Here is a 17586-nt window from a genome sequence, read left to right on the forward strand (position 1 = left end):
CCGGACTCCCGGCTCCCTCCGCCTCCAAATCACACCCCCAGGGATGGGTTCGATCATGGTTTTCACTGCTCTTCTCTTTTTCGCCGGGCTCCTCCTTCTCTACTACGGCGCCGAATATCTGGTCAGCGGCAGCAGCAGCCTGGCCCTTTCCTACGGCGTGCGCCCCCTGGTCGTCGGCATGACCGTCGTCGCCTTTGCCACCAGCATGCCCGAACTGATGGTGTCGCTTCTGGCGGCAATCGGCGGATCTTCCGATATCGCTGGCGGGAATATCATCGGCTCCAATATCGCCAACATCGGCCTGATCCTCGGAACGGCGGCCCTGATTGCACCCCTTGCCGTCGATTCGAGCATGTTGAAACGGGAAATCCCCTACCTCATCGGCGCCTCCCTCCTTCTCCTTTTCTTTTCTATGGACGGCGTTCTCGGTTTCGGCAACGGCGTCGTCCTCTTTCTGCTGCTGCTGGTCTTTCTCGGCTATTGCCTTTTCAACGCCCGCCGCGATCCCCTGGGGGGACCCGCGGCGGCGGACGTCGTCGCCAGGGAGAAGAGGGGGCGGAAGAAGGATCTGTTTCTCATTCTCCTCGGAATCGTCGGTCTCGGCGTCGGGGCCGAGCTGATGGTCCGTTCGGCGGTCACCATCGCCCGGACCTTCGGGATCTCCGAACTGGTGATCGGGCTGACCATTGTCGCCATGGGAACCAGCCTGCCGGAACTGGCCGCCTCGATGATGAGCGCCTGGAAGGGAGAGATGGATCTGAGCATAGGCAACGTCATCGGCAGCAATATCTTCAACATCCTCTTCGTCCTCGGAGTCTGTCCCATGATCCGTCCCCTGGCGGTCGACCCGTCCATGCTTCGTTTTGAGCTGCCGGTGATGCTGGTCTTCACCGTCGCCCTGGTCCCCATGATCCTTCACCGCTCCACCCTCGGCCGGGGGAAGGGCGGGCTTCTGGTCGGCGGATACGGCCTCTTCATCGCCGCGCTGGTTTTCCGATGAGGGCCCTGGCTTGCCGTCTTCTGGCGTCCTCTCTGCTCGTCCTGGGATGGATCGCCCCGCTGCAGGGCGAGGAGTTGACGGCCCACCACTCTTCCCTGCAGCCGCGTCCCGACGCCATCGAACTCCTCCTCGGCGAGAAGCTCGATTACGATATCTCCTTTCTCTGGTTCGACCGCCTGGCTGAGGCCCATATCCGCTTCGAACGGGGGGAATCTCCCGGGACCTTTCGTGGAACCCTCGTCGCCCGAACCCGCGGCATGGCCGCCTGGGTGACCCAGGACCGGGAGCAGGAATACGTGTCGCTGATGGATCTGGCTCCGGACGGGCGGCTGCGCTCCCTGGTCCACGAGGCCCACACCCTCAAGGGGAGCGGCAAGGATCGCCAGGATCGCTTCAAGCGATATACCTTCGATCACCAAAAGGGTCAGGTTCACTACCAGAAACTTGCCGAGGGACAGCAGGTCGATGCCAAGACCTTTGCCATGGGGAGTGATCCTCCGAACGACATTCTCACCGCCATGTTCAATTTTCGCGCCGGATTCTTCGGACCGGTGAGGGCAGGGAGCGTCTACCGGATTCCGACCTTCAACCGGCGGGGGATCTCCGAAATCGTCATCGAGGTCCTGGAGCCTGGGGAAATCTCCGACGGGCGTCGGACGGATTTCCCCTTTTTCCCCGGCGGCGGCCTGTTGTGCCGGGTGAAGGTCGATCCCGAGGTCTTCGAGACCGGGGAAGGGGCTCTTTACGGCTGGTTCGATAATTTCGGTCGCCCCGCCCGGGGGATCGTGGAAAATGTCCTCGGGCTGGGGGACGTGCAGGGAATTTTGCGCTGAAGCGACAGATACAAGGGGCAGGACAATTAATGAACAGGGACATCACCTACGTCATCGGCCATAAAAATCCCGATACCGACTCGGTCTGCAGCGCCATGGCCTATGCCCGGCTGCGCCAGGAGCAGGGGATGGCCAACGTTCAGCCGGCCCGGGCCGGCAACATCAACCGCCAGACCGAATTCGTTCTCGAGCAGCTGTCCATGCCGCTGCCGCCGCTCCTCACCGATGTCCATCCGCGGGTGCGGGATGTGGTCGGCGAGCAGGTCATTACCATCGACCAGAACGCCCCGCTGTCCCGGGCCCTCGAACTTTTTCATTCCCACAGCATCCGGGTGTTGCCGGTCATCGACTCCGATCGGCGCCCCCTGGGGCTTCTCTTCCTGAAAAAGGTCTCGGAGCGATTTCTCGTCCCGAGCCGGGAGGAGGAGCTCCGCCGGGTCCTGGCTTCTCCGGCCTCGATCACCAAATGCCTCAAGGCGACGCCCCTCCATGAGCTCGAGGGGGACACCGTCGAAGAATTCGCCCTCTACGTCGGGGCCATGGCCTCGGAGACCTTTGACCAGAAGATGGAAGGGCTCGACCCGCGACGGATGATCCTCATCACCGGCGACCGGGAAAACATTCAGCGTCAGGCCGTGGAGCTCGGGGTGCGGGTACTAATCGTCACCGGCTCTCTCCCCGTCGACCCGGAGATCCTGCGCCGCGGACGGGAAAAGGGCGTCACCGTCCTCTCCACCCCCTTCGATACAGCCACCAGCGCCTGGCTGACCCGCCTCTCCACCCCGGTCGGCGCCCTGGTCGGCGACGCCTACCCCTCCGTGGGACTCGGGGAGCGCCTCGACGACCTGCGTCTCAAGCTGCTCCACAGCAAGGATCCCGGCGTCATCGTCCTCGACAGCGACGGGCGGGTGGCCGCGGTGGCGACCAAGAGCAACCTTTTGGCGCCCACCCCCGTCAAGCTGATCCTCGTCGATCACAATGAACTCTCCCAGGCGGTTCCCGGGGCCGACAAGGTGGAGATCCTCGAGGTCATCGACCATCATCGCCTGGGGAATTTCCACACCGATCACCCGATCCGTTTCATCAACCAGCCCCTGGGGAGCACCTGCTCCGTCGTCGCCAGCCTCTACCGCCAGGCCGGCCTGACCCCCGACCGGACCACCGCCGGGCTGATGCTCGCCGGCCTTCTCTCCGACACCGTGATCCTCAAATCGCCGACCACCACGGCCGCCGACCGGGATCTGGCCCTGTGGCTCGAAGGACTCTCGGGGCTCGATCTGCAGGATTTCGGCCGGCGCATCTTTGGCGCCGGCAGCGCCCTGGCCGCCTACCCCTCCCTGCGGGAGATGATCGTTGCCGACTTCAAGGAGTACCAGTCCGGGGAACGCCGCTTCGGCGTCGGGCAGGTGGAGGTCGTCAGTTTTCACGAATTTCACGCTCTCAAGGACGAAATTGCCACAGCTCTGGCCGATCTGCGCCGGGAACGGCGCCTCGACACGGCCGGGCTCCTGGTGACGGACATCGTTCAGGAAACGAGCCTCTTTCTCGTCCTCGGGGGGAAAGAGCTCCCCTATGTCATCGGCTATCCGCAGGTCGAGGAAAATCTCTACCAGCTCAACGGCGTTCTTTCCCGCAAAAAACAGCTGGTTCCCCATCTGCTGAAGATCTTCAAGGACGAAAAATAGCAGCCGGGGGGTGAGGCGTCCCGGGCGACGCCGAAGGCCTCTGGCACGAATTGTGAAGTAACAGACCCCTGTCCGTCGGACGGCGGCGCGAAGAATAACCTTTAAAAGACGGCGGTATGCAGGTGATGATCAGGAATTACGGGAATAGGCGGCGGGTGTGCGGTTTCGGCGTTTTGGAATTGATCCTGCTGGTGGCGGTCCTGGGGAGCCCGGTTCCTGCGGTCTGGGGGGGAGAGATGGTCTGCGGGGGGGTTTTCGACGCCGCCGACGGGACCCCCATCGCCGGGGCGACAGTGACCAGCGACACCGAGGTGGTGCAAAGCAATGCCGACGGGAGCTTTTCCGTCGACAGCTCCGACGGTCGGCTCAAGCTCCGGGCACCGGGGTACCGCCGTCAGGAGACGGTGGCCGTGGCATCGCCGCAGGTCCGGCTGATCCCCTTTGCCCCCAAGGCCCTCTACCTCTCCTCCTACGGCATCGCCTCGGCCACCCTGCGCAACCCGGCGCTGCAGCTCCTTGAAAAGACCGAACTCAACGCTCTGGTCATCGACATCAAGGGGGATCGCGGGCTTCTCGCCCACCCCAGCGCCATCCCCCTGGCGACGGAGATCGGCGCCCAGAACCCCGTCGTCCTGAAAAATGCAGGGCCCCTCATTGCTTCCCTGAAAGAGAAGGGGATCTATACCATCGCCCGGATCGTTGTTTTCAAAGACGATCTGCTGGCCCGCGCCCACCCCGAGTATGCGATCAAGCGGGGAACGGGGGAGGTATGGCAGGATGGGGAAAAACTCGGTTGGGTCGATCCCCATCTTCCGCAGGTCTGGGACTACAACATCGCCATCGCCGAGGAGGCCGCCCGGCTCGGATTCGACGAAATCCAGTTCGACTATGTGCGCTTTCCCGCCGTTCCCGGCCTGCTTTTCTCCCGTGAAAACAGCCGGGTCAACCGGGTGGCGGCCATCTCGGGATTCCTTGCCGCCGCCCGGCAGCGTCTGGCTCCCTACAACGTCTTTCTGGCCGCCGACATCTTCGGCTATGTCTGCTGGAACAGCAACGACACCGGCATCGGGCAGCAGCTCGAGGAGCTCGCCGTCCATCTCGACTATCTCTCCCCCATGCTCTATCCCTCGGGGTTCAGCTTCGGTGCCGGCGGCTACACCAACCCCATGGAAAATCCCTACGAAATCATCTCCCTCTCGCTGGAGAAGGCTCGCCAGCGCACCGGACTGGCGGCGGTGCGCTTTCGTCCCTGGCTCCAGGCCTTCCGCGACTACGCCTTCGATCGCCGCCATTTCGGCGCCGCGGCGATCCGCGCCCAGACCGCAGCCTCCGACGAGTTCGGCAGCAACGGCTGGATGCTCTGGAATGCCCGCAACGTCTACAGCGGCGCCGGTCTCAACGTCGTTGAGATCGAGGCCCGCGCCCAAATCGAGGCGTTGCCGCAGCAGGCAACTCCCCCTCTTTAGGCTCTCTCAGCAATCCTTCAGAATCTCCCGCAGCTCCTCCCCCCGGGTCACGGGAGGAAGGCAGGTCCGCTCCCGGCAGAGATAGGCCGTGGGCCGGCCCTCCAGGGGCGTCTTGCCGAGGAGCAGGGGGAGCGGGTTGTGCTCTTCTCCGGGGCGGTCGACCAGAAGCAGGGTGCGGGGGAGAAAGGTCGAGCGCAACACGGCAAGGAGTTCTTGCGGGGGATCCCCCTCGCCCGACGGGGTGAGGGCGACCTCGCTTTTCGGCCCCAGGGCGTAGTCGAGGGCGATGAGGCTCTGGGCATAGGCCGTGGGAGCCCGCTCGACCTTGGGGAGAGCGAGGGCGAGGAGGCGCTCCCCCCGCGCTTCGAGCTGAAGATCGCCGCAGAGTCGCCCCAGCCGCAGGAGGTTGAGGGCGACCACCGAGACCCCCGAAGGGAGGGCGCCGTCCTGCAGGGAGCGCCCCCGCACCAGGGCATGCTCGGCATCGGCTGCGGTGTCGTAATACCCCCCCTGCCCATCGGCAAACAGCTCCTCCATCGCTCCAGTGAGTTCCAGGGCTCCGTCGAGGTGCCGCCTGTCAAATCCCCCCTGATAGAGTTCCAAAAGTCCCCAGGTCACAAAAGCATAGTCTTCGAGGAAGGCCGGAATGGCCGCCGTGCCGGCGCGATAGGTGCGCAGCAGTCGCCCCGTTTCGTCGCGCAGGCGCTGGACGATGAAATCGGCGCCCCTCTGCGCCGTTTCCAGAAGATGCGGCAGGTCGAGGACGGCACCTGCCCGGGCCAGGGCGGCGATGATCAGCCCGTTCCAGCCGCTGAGAATCTTGTCATCGCGATGGGGGTGGACTCGTTTGCTGCGGGCCTCCAGGAGCTTTTTGCGCCCTTCGCCGAGGAGGGCCGCAAGGTCCTGGGGGTCGACTCCGGCCTTTCGCGCCAGGGTTTCGACGTCCTCGGCGAGGTGGGGGATGCTCCGCCCCTCAAAATTCCCTCCGGCCGCGATACCGTAACAACGGCAGAAGACGGCGGAGAGTTCCCGGCCGAGAATCGCCTCCACCTCCTCGGGACTCCAGAGGTAGTAGGTCCCTTCCTTCCCTTCCGAATCGGCATCCTCGCCGCAGTAGAAGCCGCCCTCCGGGTCGGAGAGCTCTCTCTGCACGTACTCGAGGATTTCGAGGGCGCTCTGGCGGAAAAAGGGGGCGCCGCTCGCCTGATAGGCGTCGAGAAAGGCGATGACGGCCAGGGCCTGGTCGTAGAGCATCTTTTCGAAATGGGGGACGAGCCAGTTTGCATCGACGGAATATCGGTGCAGACCGAAACCGACCTGGTCGAAAATACCGCCGAGGCGGATCTGCTGGAGGGTCTGCAGGGCCATCGTCGTCGCCCGCTCCTCGCCGAAGCGTTTTGCCAGGCGCAGCAGGAGCGAGAGATTGTGGGGGGCGGGAAATTTGGGAGCGGAGCCGAAGCCCCCCTGGGCTCGGTCGAAGTCGGCCAGATATCCTTCGAAGGCGCGGCGTAGCAGATCCTCCTGCAGAAGGCCCGGCGACGGGGCGTCACTCTCCAGGTCGAGGAGCGCCCTCTCGACTTCAGAGCCGGTCTGCAGCAGCCGATGCCGGTCCTGCTGCCAGAGCTCGGCGATCTTTTGCAGGATTTCCATCAGCCCGGTCATCCCCCCCCGGGACCGGGGAGGGAGGTAGGTTGCGGCGAAAAACGGTTTCTTGTCGGGGGTAAGGACCAGGGTCGTCGGCCAGCCGCCGCTGCCGCTGAGCATCTGGCAGGCGGTCATGTAGGTATGGTCGAGGTCGGGGCGCTCTTCCCGGTCGACCTTGATCGCCACAAAGTGCCGGTTGAGCAGGGCGGCGACCTCTTCGTTTTCGAAGGATTCGTGGGCCATGACATGGCACCAGTGGCAGGTGGAATAGCCGACGGAGAGGAAGACCGGCCGGTCTTCCTCCTGCGCCCGGGCAAAGGCTTCCTCCCCCCAGGGATACCAGTCGACGGGGTTGGCGGCATGTTGCAACAGGTAGGGGCTCAGGCTGCCGGCCAGGCGGTTGGCTCTCTTTTTTTCTCCGGAAGGGGGGACGGGTGGGGCGGGGTGGCGGGGCTTCATGGGGGCTCCTGGTCGATTGCTTTATTAAACAGTAGCACCGGGGGCGATGAAGACAAGGGAGGGACGGGGGATAAAAAAACCCCGCGAAGGAGGGGCCTCACGGGGTAAAAACCCACGACCATCAAGACGGCCGGGGCGACATAGGGGCGATTCTACACCAGGCTGCGGGAGTTGGCAATAGGCATTTTCATCCCCGGACCTCTCCCCGTTGCAGGTCGGTTACCGCCTGAAGGAGTTCGGTCAGATTCAGCCCTCGGCGGAGGAGGCGGCCGAAGCCTGCTTCCTGTCGCCGGTAGAGATCGAAGAGGGGGTGCCGCGCTCCGGAGGCGTCCTTGAGGCTTTTGACGGCGATGATGCCGACGGCCGCCAGTTGCGGCTGGGCGCAGGAGTTGGGGCAGCCGGAGATGGCCCAGTCGAGTCCTCTTCCCCTCTCGTCGAGGGTGCCGGCAATGGCCCGGGCCACATCCCGCGTCGGAGCCAGCCCCATGCGGCATTCGTGATTGCCGGGACAGATGCGGAAAGCGACCTGCTCCTCGACGGTGGCGCCGGAAAAACCGGCGGCGGCCAGGGCCGCTGCGGCGGCGCTTGGATCGTCGTTTTCGAGGAGAAAGGCGATATTCTGGTCGGCGGTGATCGCCATGAAGCCCCCGGCGTGGTCGCTGGCCACTGCGGCCAGCTCCCTCAGGGCCGGGGAGGTCAGTTCGCCGGCAAAAACGACCGCCTCGATCCTCGCCCTTCCCCCCCCCGCAACCGGGAGGGGAGTCAGACGCTTCTCGAAGGCGTCGCCGAGGGGGAGGTCGACGGCATGCTCCAGACGCTCAGCGACCAGGAGGCGGAACTTCTTTTCGCCTATCTCCTGCAACAGGTGCTTAAGGCGCTTTCCCGCCGGAGTGTGCTGCCGGTAGATGCGCACCACCGCCTCGATCGTCGGGAGGATGCGCGGCTCGGGGACGCTTCGCTCGAAGAGGAAAGCTTCGATCGGCTCCCGTCCCAGCCCCCCGGCCGTCCAGAGGTCGTAAAGATCGATGCCGTCTTCGCTGCCGGCGTAGACCAGGCCGAGGTCCTGAATCAGGTGCCGGGATCCCTGGTAACCGGCGTCGACGCTGATTTTGAATTTTTTCGGCAACCCTTCGAAATGGGGGTTGCCGGCCAGATGCCGGTGCAGCTTGCGGGCCAGAACCTGGGCGACGGAAAAACCGTCGGCAAAGGTGGTGCTGCAGGCGATGCCGCGCACGGCCCCGCCGCAGGCCCCGCGGGACGTGAGGCCGACGGCCGCCAGGCGACGGTGGATTTCGGCGAGGTCCCGGTGCTGCAGCCAGTGAATCTCAAGGCTCCCCCGGGTGGTCAGGTGCACCCGGCCGTCGGCATGGCGGTCGGCGATGTCGCCGACGATCAGCGCCTGTTCGCTGGAGAGGACTCCGGCGGGGACCTTGATCCGCATCATCAGGTGGCCATCGTCCGTCTGCTTGTAAACCCCCTCGATACGTAATCTGCCGTAGTCAATGGTCATCGGGATCCCTTTTCGTGACGAGTGTTTCGCTCGTTTATATCCTACCGGAACGCTTCGGTCAAGATAAAGACAAAGTCACGTTTATTGATCAAGAAATGATCGGCCGGCTAAAACAGCAAAAGCCCCCAATGAACGGGGGCTTCGGAAAGAAAGGGGCGGCGATCCTTTTCACAGCAGGTCGGCGAGCCAGCGGAAGGCGACAACGGTCCCGATGGCCGAACCGAGGGAGGAAAAGACAAAGACGAGCAGCACCCTGGTCATCCGGTTCCCCCACCAGCCCCTTATATTGGCGAGATCGTCGCCGACGCTCTCCATATCCCGGACCGTGGGGGCGGCGATGAAGGCCTGCACCAGGCCGGTCACCATTCCTGCGCCGATGGTCGGATTGAGGGAGGTGATGGGGGCGGCGACGAAGGCGGTGGCCACGGCCAAGGGGTGGCCGAAGGCGATGGCGGTACCGAGGGCCGCCAGGAGGCCGTTGGCCAGGATCCAGGCGACGGCCGCGCCGGCGATCCGGTCGCGGTCGCCGAGGAAAAAACCGGCCACGAAGAGGGCGACGACCACGGCGGGGATCAGCCAGGGGAGAAATCGCGAGAGGGTGGTCTTGGCCGGGATGGTGGAGATCTCCCTGATCGTTTCCAGGGGAGTCTCCACCTGGAGATGGTGCTCTATTCCGGGAAGATGGGCGGCGCCGACCACGGCGACGATGCGGGATCCGGGGGCGTTGCGGATGTGGTGGGCCATGTAGATATCGCGCTCGTCGACCAGGATCGTCTTCACTGACGGCAGGACTTCGGCCATTTCTTCGAGCATTGCCGAGAGGGTGTCGGTCTGACGCAGGCGTGCCAGTTCGGCCTCGTCGAGCTTCTGGTTTTCAAAGAGGCTGGCGATCAGGGTCGCCATCAGATTCATCTTCTTCCAGAAGCCGGTCTTGCGCCAGGCGCGCAGCAGGGTGGTGCGGATCTCCCGGTCGACGAGACAGACCTCAATCCCTTGCGCCTCGGCGATTTCTGCGGCCGCCGCCAGTTCGGCTCCCGGTTTGACCCCCGTCTGCAGCCCCATGCGCTTCTGGAAGGAGGCGAGGGCGAGGTTGACCAGCAGAAAGGGCGCCTGCCCCTTGCGGATCACCTGGATCAGGTTGAGGGATTGCCAGCGGTTGGGATCCTTGAGGGCCTGGTGGCGCTGGTCGTCGAGTTCGATGCAGACCGTGTCGGGGGTTTCCTCGGCAATGACTCTGCGTACCGTATCCACGGATTCCTGGGAGATATGGGCCGTACCGATGAGGATGATTTCCTTGCCGGCGACAAATATCCGCGGCATGGCGTCGATTGCTGGATCATTCATGGATTTCTTCTTTCGATGGCGAATTCAAGGCTTTGATATTAACACAGATTGTCCGCCGCCTCGTAGCCTTTTCTGGCCGCTGGATTCGTTCCGGTTTTACGGACCGATCCTTCCCGGCTTGGCTGGAATTCGCGAAACCTCGTGATTCAGTGGTATAATTACATCAGGCAAAAAGAAAGGGAGGTCAGAATGATGAAACATGAAAGCTATATCGATGCCTGTGGGAGGACCGAGCATAAGGGGATGCCGGCTCGTCTGCGCAACCTGAAAACAGGGGAGATCGGCACCGTGATCCAATGCACCGGCTTCGATATTCCCGAAGCCTTTCTGGTCAGCGTCGGTGACGAGGTCACCAGCTGGACGCCGGAAGAGGTCGAGGAGGTAACCCCCGGGGAGTGAAACGCGCCCCGGAGAAAGGAGTGGGGCGATGAAAAAAGAACGTTTCGCATTTGTCTGTCAGGAAGCCGAAGCCGGCAACGATGCCTTTGTGAAACATGAGTCGAGTCTGGAAGAAGGCTTGGTCCGGAGCTGTTCCAAAGACCAGGTTGTGGTCCATACCGCCGAAGGGAAGGATCGTCGCTGGGCTTATAGCGAATGTGAGGAACTGAGCCGTTCGAAGGAGGAATGGCCCTGGCGTTGACGTTGCTTCTCCTCGTGGAGGCAAAAGACGCAAAAAAGGCGACGGAGGAATCCGGCGCCTTTTTTCTATAGTGCTCTCCACGCCAGCCGTGGGTCGTTGGGCCTCTCAGCGAGAACCAACAGGGGGGATCCCTTGTTTCCGTATCAGGCGTCCCACTCGGGGTGGGCTGGCACACAACAGACCTGAAGCGATCCCAAAAAAATATTATTCCGCCTGGGCGTTCTGACCTCACCTGCAGGGCAGAGAGCAGCAATGGAGTCAGTATAGGTGAAAGGGGAGGGGGAGACAAGGGTAAAAATTGCCGGCCCTGCTCCGTCTCCTTTACGATCACCCGCAGACGCCGACCAGGTTGGCTTTCTCCCAGCGGACCTCGCAACTCAGGGAACAGCAGTACTGGTCACGGCCATTGAGTCGGCGGCGAATCATTCCTCCCTTGGGGCGCAGACGCCCGCAGGCGGCGCAGGCCATTTTTTCCATGAGGACCCTCCTTCGGTAAGTCGGCTGATTATTTTAAACCAATCTACCAGGAGGGAGGGCGTTTTCAAGGTATCCCTCCGTTCGACCTCTGTGCAAAAAGAAGGCATCGAACGTCAGGAAATAGGCAGTTTGCCGGCCGACGCCGGCCGGGACTGGGGTAGGAAATCAATCTTTGTGCGGGATTGATCCGGGAAGGCTGATGGCACGGCTTGTGCCTTGTCTGAAGGGGAGGATTCTTGAAAGAGAGTTGACAGCATGATCCCGAGACCCGACGGACAACAGGAAAAGCTTCTTCAGGCCTTGATCGAAATCGGTCAGGAACTGGCGTCGACGATCGATCTCGATGAGCTTCTGAGGCGAATCCTCCAGATCTCCCGCGAGGTGTTTCGCTTCGAAAACGCCATTATCCGTCTTCTCGACCGGGAGCGCCGGGTGCTGGTGACCGCAGCGGCTTACGGTTATGACGAAGAGGCAAGCCGTCTTGAGCTGCCGCTGGGGAAGGGTGTGATGGGGAAGGTTGCGGAGACGGGAGAGCCGATCCTGGTCTCGGATGTGACTGCGTTCTCCGCCTATGTCCCCGGTATTCAGGGGGCCAGAAGCGAACTCGCCGTCCCCCTTCTGGCGCGGGACAGGGTCATCGGGGTGTTCAACGTCGAAAGTCCCCATCCCAACGCCTTCGGAGCCGGGGATATCGCCCCCCTTCTGACCATGGCCGGTCAGGCCGCCATCGCCATCGAAAATGCCCGGCTCTACGACAACCTGCGGTCGGTTTCCCGGCGCTACCAGGAGCTGCACCAGCTCAACAGCGGCATCCTTCGCAGCGCCAACCTCGGTATTTACACCGTCGATGCCGGGTTGCGCATTACCTCCTGGAACCGCAAGATTGAGGAGATGAGCGGTCTCGGCGAGAAAGAGGCCCTCGGGTGCAATCTCTTCGAACTCTTCCCGGGGCTGGTCGCCGAAGGGTTCGCCGCCCGTATCCGGCGGGTTCTGGAAACGGGGGTCGCCGAAAAACTCAGTCTTTCCCACCGCAACCTCAAGGGGGAACTCCGATTTCAAAAACGGCGCCTGACTCCCCTCAAGGATGGCGAACGCACCACGGGGGCGGTGGTGATCGTCGAGGATATCACCGAATTCAAGCGGCTCCTGGAACAGACGGTCCAGGGGGAGAAGCTGGCCGAGGTCGGACGGATGTCGGCGGGGATTGCCCACGAGGTCAACAACCCCCTGTCGGTGATCTCCTATGCCGCCCAGCTCCTGCTGCGGGAGGAGAATCTTCCGCCGTTTCAGGCCGAACTGGCCGAAAGAATCGAGAGTGAAGTCGAGCGCCTCAAGACGTTGACGGGGAGTCTCCTCTCCTTTTCCCGTGGCGGGGATACCTTCAAGCGCCCGGTCGATCTCAACGAGGTGTTGCGGGATGTCCTGCGACTGGTGCGCTACGAGCTGGAACGCAACAATATCGACCTGGTGGAGAACTATGCCGTGCTCCCCGTCGTTCACGCCGATTCCAACAAGCTCAAGCAGGTTTTCATCAATCTGATCATGAATGCCGCTCATTCCATGGGGGGCGTCGGCAAGCTCGTCCTGAGCACGAATCTGGTGGCCGGCGACGAGGTCGAGGCCGTGGTGGCCGATTCCGGTCCGGGGATCCCGGAGGAGGTTCTGCCGCACATTTTCGAACCTTTCTATTCGACCAAGAAGGAAGGGGAGGGGACCGGTCTCGGGCTCTACATCTGTCGCAATATCATCGTCGAGCACGAGGGTCGCCTGACCGTGGAATCCCGTCCCGGTGAAGGGGCCACCTTTCGCGTGATCCTGCCGATCGGTCATCTGCACTGAGAATGAACAGGGAGGGCCTGCGCTGATTAAATGTTGAACAGGACTGTGGAGTCGATTTACAAAAGACGTTTAAAAACAGATATTTGCAAATTGGCATGGCCCATGCTAATAGGATTAACAGCACCCACGGAGCGGTTGCCGGGGTGGACAAAAGAATAGCCAGTTGCATGACAAGGGCGTTGCGCGGCGGCAGAAACGATGGATGGCAAAGGCGCCAACTTTTCATTTTGAAAGGTCGGGCGTCTTTTTTTGTTTTGCCGGGACTCTGGAAAGGAGCAGCAGCATGAAAAAAATCGAATGCATCATCAAACCGTTCAAACTCGACGACGTCAAGGGGGTCCTCACCGAAATGGGGATCACCGGGATGACGGTCAGCGAGGTCCGCGGCTTCGGCCGGCAAAAAGGGCACACCGAGCTCTATCGCGGCGCCGAGTACCAGATCGACTTCATTCCCAAGGTCAAGGTGGAGCTTGTGGTAGCTTCCGACCGGGTCGCCGAGGTGGTCGCCGCGATTCAGAAGGAAGCCTGCACCGGGCGTATCGGCGACGGCAAAATTTTCGTCCTCAGCGTCGACCAATCGATTCGAATCCGCACCGGTGAAACCGGCGAAGATTCCCTTTAAACCGACTAACGGCAGACAAACAAGGATATCCAGGAGGTATGACGATGAAAAAGGCTCTTTCCCTCATTTTGGCGGCTGCGGGTCTGCTGGCCCTTCCCGCCCTGGCACTGGCTGAAGATGTCCCCACCAGCGAAGTTGCCTACGTACTCAATACCTTTTCTTTTCTGGTCAACGGCGTCCTGGTCATGTGGATGGCTGCCGGTTTCGGGATGCTCGAGTCGGGCCTGGTCCGGACCAAGAACGTGGCGACCATCTGCCTGAAGAATATCGCTCTCTTCGGCGTCGCCGGCATTCTCTTCTATCTCGTCGGCTACAATCTCATGTATGCCGGTGTCGATGGCGGATTCATGGGGACCTTCGGCCTCTGGGGTCCCGACGATGCCGCCGCGGCCGGTGGGGATTTCTCCGCCGGATATGCGGCCTCCTCCGACTGGTTCTTTCAGATGGTCTTTTGCGGCGCCGCCTGTTCGGTGGTCTCCGGCTGTGTCGCCGAGCGCATCAAACTCTGGGGTTTCATCGCCTTTTGCGTGATCATGACCGGCATCATCTATCCGATCCAGGGGTCCTGGGGATGGGGTGGCGGCTGGCTTTCCGAAATGGGTTTTCTCGACTTCGCCGGGTCGACCCTGGTGCATTCGGCCGGCGGCTGGGCGGCGCTCACCGGAGCCATAATTCTCGGTGCCCGCAAGGGGAAATATGCCGCCGACGGACGGGTCACTCCGATCCCCGGTTCCAACATGCCCCTGGCCACCCTCGGAACCTTCATCCTCTGGATGGGTTGGTTCGGTTTTAACGGCGGCTCGGTTCTCGCCCTGGGAACGGCCGGCGATTCCATCAGCATGTCCAACGTCATGGCCAACACCAACCTGGCCGCCTGCGGCGGGATGATCGCGGCGATGATTCTGTTGCAGATTCTCTACAAGAAGGTCGACCTGACCATGGCCCTCAACGGCGCCCTGGCCGGTCTGGTGTCGATCACCGCCGGACCCGACACCCCGACACCCGGAGTGGCGGTGCTGATCGGCGGCGTCGGCGGGATCCTCGTGGTCCTGGCGGTCCCCCTCTTCGACAAGCTCAAAATCGACGATGTGGTCGGCGCCCTTTCGGTGCACCTGGTCTGCGGCATCTGGGGAACCCTGGCCGTCCCCTTGACCAACGACGAGGCAAGCTTTGTCACCCAGCTCATCGGTGTCGCTTCCATCGGAGGCTTTGTTGTGGTGACCAGCGCCCTGACCTGGCTCCTCATCAAATACACCGTCGGTCTGCGGGTCTCGGAAGAAGAAGAGCATCGCGGCTGCGACACCACCGAGCTTGGCCTGGAAGCCTATCCCGAATTCGGCCGCGGGTCCCAGGGGCTCAGGTAGAACGCCGACTATTACCGGCAAAGCGCCGAACCGATTTGGTGAAACGTTTCGATGAAAACCCTGTTCCGGGTGGAGCCCATCTCCACCCGGAATAAAAACCCAAATATTAAAAGGAGAATGGAACAATGAAGAAGCTGGTTAATGTTTGCTTGTTGATTGCGATGTTGGTTGGTCTGTCTGCCACGGTTGCCCTGGCCACTCCCTCGACACAGATCTGGATCCCCTCAACAGATATCCAGGGATTCAAGACTTTACACCTGGGGATCGATAATTACCTTCGATCTCGGGAAGACGACGGCGGCAATCGTCCGCATGTCTATGACCTCGGTCTGACTACCGGCATCCTCCCCTTCGATAAAATTCAGGCGGAAGCCGGCTTTGACCTGATCACCAACGGTTCAAGCGCCGATGACTATCCGCTTTATTTCAACGCCAAGCTTGGCACCCCGGAAGGGACACTCTTCGGTGCTTCTCCGGCCCTGGCCGTCGGTGGGTTCGCCTTTGGCACGGAAAAGGATCTGACCGACTACAATATCGTCTATGGACTGGTGGCCAAAACCCTTCCGATCATCGGCCGGATCTCCGCCGGATACTATGTCGGCAACGAAGATCTCCTGCTCGATGCCAACGGTGAGAAGGACAACGATGGCATACTCTTATCCTGGGACCGTACGCTCAGCGAGATCTCAGAAAAGCTCTGGGCTGCCGTCGACTACCAGGGAGGTGACAACAGCTTCGGCGCCCTCTCTTTCGGGCTCTCCTATGCTTTTGCCCCCAATGTCTCGGTCATCCTCGGATACGATTTTTACAACGAAAACGCAACGGCAGGTGAGGATACCTTCACCACTCAGCTCGACATCAATTTCTAGAGCGGGTTGTCGAAAGCTCTTGCCTTCAGTCGACAATTAAACCGCCATCCTCCGGACTCGGGATGGCGGTTTTTTCCATTGCCGGGGTGCACTTCGTCTGCGTGAAAAACCGATGATCGACAAGGCGGCCGCCATCCATTACAATGGGATGGCGGCCGTTGTTTGTTCTGTCAATCCCCCCCCCTCGTCGGCGATTATGCGCGATACCTCAACCAACCACCGGTTTATCGTCCCCATGCCGGGCGGCCTGGCCGTCGAAGCGGTCTATTATGACAGCGGCACGCTGTGCGTTTCCTGCCAGGCGGGGTGCGCCGTCGGCTGTCTCTTTTGCGCCTCCGGGTCCCGGGGCTGGCTGGCCAACCTGAGTGCCGAAGAGATGCTCCTCCAACTCACCACCGCGCGCTCCCTTGGCTGCGCGCCCCGGCGCATCACAGTTTCCGGAATCGGTGAGCCGCTGCACAATTATACCGAGGTCGAACGTTTCATGGCTCTGTGTCGGGAGGCGGGGTTGCCGGTTTCCCTGACGACGACCGGAGGCCCTCTCGACCGTCTGGCCGAAGCTCTGGTTCTCGAGCACAACGGGTTGATGCTCTCCGTGCATGCCGGGAAGAGGGCAACCCACAGGCGACTCCTGCCCGGGGCCCCGGACCTCGACCGCCTCTGGGAGGTGATCGCCGGGGTCTGGCCCCACCTGTCCCGGCGCCGGCGGCGCAAGCTGGGGGTCAACTACCTGCTTCTTGCCGGCGTCAACGATTCCCCCGAGGAACTTGAGGCGCTGGTCAGACGGATGGAGCCCTTCCCGGAAATGACCCTGCACCTGTTGACCCTGAATGCCGTTGCCGGAAGTCCCTTTGCCGCCCCTGCGCCGGAGGCCTTTTGGGAGATCCGCGACACCCTCTCTACCTGCCTCCCCAATGTTCGGCTCGCCAACCGCTGGCGGCGTCAGGTCGAGGGAGGATGCGGAACCCTCTTCGTTCGATCCCTCGATACGCCCTCCGACCTGCAGGGGCAAGCCTTCTTCACTCTTCAAGGAAAGCGGATTTCTCCATGAATCTCCCCAGCGACAATCCTCTGGCCGCCTTCTCCCGGGGCTTCTTCTCTCCCTTTCGCAGCCTCGGGTTTCTGCGTAAGCATCCGGCGCTCCTTCGTTTCGTCGTTATTCCTTTTTTGATCAACCTGGTGATCTTCTCCGGGGTAGTCTACCTGGGAATGGCCTTTTTTAACGACACGGTGGTCAGGATGATCCCCGGAGGGGAGGCCTGGTACTGGGCGATTCTCACCTACCTGGTCTGGTTTCTTGCCGTGTTGGTGACCTCGGTTCTGGTCTTTTTTGTCTTCACCCTGGTCGGCAACCTGATCGCATCCCCTTTTAACGAGATCCTCTCCGAACGCGTCGAAGAGATCGTTGCCGGCCAAAGCCATGAGGGGGCCTTTTCCCTCAGACTCTTTTTCGCCGAGGCCAGGAGGGCCGTGGCCCTCGAATTCAAAAAAATCGCCGTGTTTCTGGCTGGGATGGCTCTGCTCCTGACCCTGAATCTGATCCCCGGCCTGGGGCAGATACTCTATGCCGTGGCTTCCTTCCTCTTTACCTTGTTTTTTCTCGTCGTCGAATATCTCGGCTTCGTTCTGGGGCGCAAAGGGTGGTCGTTCAAGGAACAGCGCCGCTACATTTTCGCCCGCAAGGGCCTGATGCTCGGATTCGGCAGCGGCGTCTTCTGTCTGTTGTTCATCCCCTTTGTTCAGCTGCTGTGTATCCCTCTGGCGGTCATCGCCGCCACCATTCTCTGGTGCGAGAAGTAAGTAACCCTCGCCCTTCATGGAAGGATCTTGTCCC

Annotated in this window: 16 protein-coding genes and 1 other RNA gene; 12 read left to right on the plus strand and 5 right to left on the minus strand. The window is 61.8% G+C overall.

Annotated features, from left to right (window positions below; translation table 11 throughout):
* The first annotated feature begins 55 nt into the window (after nucleotides 1–55).
* The 4 genes from DSOUD_RS07120 (at nucleotide 56) to DSOUD_RS07135 (ending at nucleotide 4984) form a co-directional block, all read left to right on the plus strand.
* Nucleotides 56–1000 (plus strand): calcium/sodium antiporter, encoded by a 945-nt coding sequence (locus tag DSOUD_RS07120; protein ID WP_157671787.1) that lies wholly within the window; start codon nucleotides 56–58, stop codon nucleotides 998–1000.
* Nucleotides 997–1833, plus strand: coding sequence for a DUF3108 domain-containing protein (locus tag DSOUD_RS07125; RefSeq protein ID WP_053550361.1), 837 nt, complete (start codon nucleotides 997–999; stop codon nucleotides 1831–1833). Before DSOUD_RS07120 ends, DSOUD_RS07125 begins: the two co-directional genes overlap by 4 nt.
* Nucleotides 1834–1862: 29 nt before the next feature.
* The gene (locus DSOUD_RS07130) at nucleotides 1863–3518 is read left to right on the plus strand and encodes a putative manganese-dependent inorganic diphosphatase (protein ID WP_053550362.1); all 1656 of its coding nucleotides are present in this window, start codon (nucleotides 1863–1865) and stop codon (nucleotides 3516–3518) included.
* Nucleotides 3519–3691: 173 nt separating this feature from the next.
* Nucleotides 3692–4984, plus strand: coding sequence for a putative glycoside hydrolase (locus DSOUD_RS07135; RefSeq protein ID WP_198300380.1), 1293 nt, complete (start codon nucleotides 3692–3694; stop codon nucleotides 4982–4984).
* A gap of 6 nt (nucleotides 4985–4990) precedes the next feature.
* Here DSOUD_RS07135 and DSOUD_RS07140 read toward each other — a convergent pair whose 3' ends face one another.
* The 3 genes from DSOUD_RS07140 to DSOUD_RS07150 all read right to left on the minus strand — a co-directional run bounded on the left by DSOUD_RS07140 (nucleotide 4991) and on the right by DSOUD_RS07150 (nucleotide 9941).
* Entirely contained in the window at nucleotides 4991–7087 is a 2097-nt protein-coding gene (locus DSOUD_RS07140; RefSeq protein ID WP_053550363.1) for a thioredoxin domain-containing protein, read from the minus strand.
* Between the two features lie 187 nt (nucleotides 7088–7274).
* Nucleotides 7275–8597, minus strand: a complete 1323-nt coding sequence (locus tag DSOUD_RS07145) for a nitrite/sulfite reductase (protein WP_053550364.1) — start codon at nucleotides 8595–8597, stop codon at nucleotides 7275–7277.
* 168 nt (nucleotides 8598–8765) lie between these two features.
* Complete coding sequence (locus DSOUD_RS07150) at nucleotides 8766–9941, minus strand: TraB/GumN family protein (RefSeq protein WP_053550365.1); 1176 nt, start codon at nucleotides 9939–9941, stop codon at nucleotides 8766–8768.
* A 189-nt stretch (nucleotides 9942–10130) separates the two neighbouring features.
* On the opposite strand from DSOUD_RS07150, the gene DSOUD_RS07155 reads away from it, so the two are divergent.
* Complete coding sequence (locus DSOUD_RS07155) at nucleotides 10131–10340, plus strand: hypothetical protein (RefSeq protein ID WP_053550366.1); 210 nt, start codon at nucleotides 10131–10133, stop codon at nucleotides 10338–10340.
* Nucleotides 10341–10368: 28 nt separating this feature from the next.
* Complete coding sequence (locus DSOUD_RS07160) at nucleotides 10369–10581, plus strand: hypothetical protein (RefSeq protein ID WP_053550367.1); 213 nt, start codon at nucleotides 10369–10371, stop codon at nucleotides 10579–10581.
* Between the two features lie 70 nt (nucleotides 10582–10651).
* On the opposite strand, the gene ssrS is transcribed toward DSOUD_RS07160, so the two are convergent.
* Together ssrS and DSOUD_RS18385 are read right to left on the minus strand one after the other, a co-directional pair.
* Nucleotides 10652–10830: non-coding RNA, 6S RNA (gene ssrS, locus DSOUD_RS17760), on the minus strand.
* Between the two features lie 78 nt (nucleotides 10831–10908).
* Nucleotides 10909–11058: a hypothetical protein gene (locus DSOUD_RS18385; RefSeq protein ID WP_157671788.1), complete on the minus strand. Its 150-nt coding sequence runs from the start codon at nucleotides 11056–11058 to the stop codon at nucleotides 10909–10911.
* 255 nt (nucleotides 11059–11313) lie between these two features.
* On the opposite strand from DSOUD_RS18385, the gene DSOUD_RS07165 reads away from it, so the two are divergent.
* The 6 genes from DSOUD_RS07165 to cysZ all read left to right on the plus strand — a co-directional run bounded on the left by DSOUD_RS07165 (nucleotide 11314) and on the right by cysZ (nucleotide 17552).
* Complete coding sequence (locus tag DSOUD_RS07165; protein WP_053550368.1) at nucleotides 11314–12897, plus strand: ATP-binding protein; 1584 nt, start codon at nucleotides 11314–11316, stop codon at nucleotides 12895–12897.
* A gap of 283 nt (nucleotides 12898–13180) precedes the next feature.
* Entirely contained in the window at nucleotides 13181–13519 is a 339-nt protein-coding gene (locus tag DSOUD_RS07170; RefSeq protein WP_053550369.1) for a P-II family nitrogen regulator, read from the plus strand.
* A gap of 44 nt (nucleotides 13520–13563) precedes the next feature.
* Entirely contained in the window at nucleotides 13564–14883 is a 1320-nt protein-coding gene (locus tag DSOUD_RS07175) for an ammonium transporter family protein (protein WP_053550370.1), read from the plus strand.
* A gap of 125 nt (nucleotides 14884–15008) precedes the next feature.
* Nucleotides 15009–15752, plus strand: coding sequence for a hypothetical protein (locus DSOUD_RS07180; RefSeq protein ID WP_053550371.1), 744 nt, complete (start codon nucleotides 15009–15011; stop codon nucleotides 15750–15752).
* 112 nt (nucleotides 15753–15864) lie between these two features.
* Complete coding sequence (locus DSOUD_RS07185; RefSeq protein ID WP_053550372.1) at nucleotides 15865–16803, plus strand: radical SAM protein; 939 nt, start codon at nucleotides 15865–15867, stop codon at nucleotides 16801–16803.
* Nucleotides 16800–17552: a sulfate transporter CysZ gene (cysZ, locus tag DSOUD_RS07190; protein ID WP_053550373.1), complete on the plus strand. Its 753-nt coding sequence runs from the start codon at nucleotides 16800–16802 to the stop codon at nucleotides 17550–17552. Before DSOUD_RS07185 ends, cysZ begins: the two co-directional genes overlap by 4 nt.
* The last annotated feature ends 34 nt before the right edge of the window (nucleotides 17553–17586 follow it).

The organism is Desulfuromonas soudanensis (genome assembly GCF_001278055.1).
GTDB lineage: Bacteria > Desulfobacterota > Desulfuromonadia > Desulfuromonadales > WTL > Deferrimonas > Deferrimonas soudanensis.